The 236-nt window shown below is 57.6% G+C and carries 1 pseudogene; it reads left to right on the top strand.

Going from position 1 to position 236, the window contains the following annotated elements:
• Positions 1 to 17 precede the first annotated feature (17 nt).
• Positions 18 to 236, top strand: a pseudogene (locus QP415_RS12955) (peptide chain release factor N(5)-glutamine methyltransferase); the annotation flags it as partial.

Here is a 236-nt window from a genome sequence, read left to right as displayed (position 1 = left end):
ATTTCACCGATCGTCCAATGACTGCCGAGATTTCCACCGTCCGCGACGCTCTTGCCTTCGCACGCGCCCAGCTTTCACAGATCGACGAGGCCGCTCCAGCTTCCGAGGCGCGCGAACTTCTGGAATGGGCGGCGGATGTGGAATCACTGTGGTCAATCCGTGAGCCCATCGCCCCAGCGATCGTTCATCGCTTTATTGATGGGGTTGAACGACGAATGAAACGTGTTCCACTGCAA

It is taken from the genome of Pauljensenia sp. UMB3104 (assembly GCF_030217285.1).
Taxonomy (GTDB): Bacteria; Actinomycetota; Actinomycetes; order Actinomycetales; family Actinomycetaceae; genus Pauljensenia.
Note: the sequence above shows the minus strand (reverse complement) of the source record. Positions and strands in the feature narration are given on the sequence as shown.